This window comes from Photorhabdus kayaii (assembly GCF_025384895.1).
Taxonomy (GTDB): Bacteria; Pseudomonadota; Gammaproteobacteria; order Enterobacterales; family Enterobacteriaceae; genus Photorhabdus; species Photorhabdus kayaii.
In genome coordinates this window covers 1-798 of sequence record NZ_JAJAFZ010000208.1, presented here as the reverse complement: position 1 = coordinate 798, position 798 = coordinate 1, and the positions used below count along the sequence as shown (strand labels likewise).

Genomic DNA, 798 nt, shown 5'->3' with positions numbered 1-798 from the left:
TTTGTATTTTCCTGGTTTGACATCTTTATAACCTTGAGCGCTCAAAACTTTAGCAACATCTTGTGATATCGCCGCCATATCATTACGAATTTGCTCTAAATCACTCTCAGATGATACCAGTTTCATATAATTAGTCGATGGCATGATATCCATGATACTACCAGCCGCTTTCAAGTATCGACGTATTGTAAGTGACACGTTTTCACCCCTATTACCATTTTTTGTAACAATAACTTGTTACTAGTTAGCGTACATCAACTTGTTACTAATTATTAGTGTACATCGTTGTGATGGCAGATCAACACTAAGTTATGAGATTTACTACACCATAAATATAAAATCCTAAGCAAACTAGGGCACTAGATACTTACCTTGAGCGCCCTCAGATGCTCTTGTTGGGTTATGCTGCCAGTCTATGCAGTTCTTCAAGCAATGGTCGTTTGCTGTTCATTAAGTAACGCAACCCGAAGTGGCTTACCTCCAGACTTGCGGATTTCAAATCCGATAGTTCCAAACTCCTCAAGATCAGCTTTGTTCCTATCAACCAGCTTAATTATGGTGTCATGCTCACGTTCAACACCATCAGAAATGGCTACAGTATTGGTTACAAGGTCAAATTTTTTAATTTCTACTAATTGCATGGTGTATTACCTGTTCAAAAATGAACCTTAGTCACACAGGAATACCAGCCCTTGAAGGTACACTAACCACTGGCACCCTCTAAGGCTCATTTGTGAATAGATTCAAGGTTTATAATTGCACGTGTGAAGTGCCAGAAAGAAAAAACCCCGGCTGATG

Annotated in this window: 2 protein-coding genes; both read right to left on the bottom strand. The window is 39.2% G+C overall.

The features are described from left to right. The coding region (locus LGZ98_RS23940; protein WP_262978751.1) for a hypothetical protein at positions 1–198 on the bottom strand (198 nt) is incomplete at its 3' end. 227 nt (positions 199–425) lie between these two features. Continuing rightward, complete coding sequence (locus tag LGZ98_RS23935; protein ID WP_228903264.1) at positions 426–641, bottom strand: hypothetical protein; 216 nt, start codon at positions 639–641, stop codon at positions 426–428. Between the last annotated feature and the right edge of the window lie 157 nt (positions 642–798).

Excerpts from the sequence above, each read along its gene's own strand:
- LGZ98_RS23935 (WP_228903264.1), bottom strand. The coding sequence starts at position 641 with ATGCAATTAGTAGAAATTAAAAAATTTGACCTTGTAACCAATACTGTA.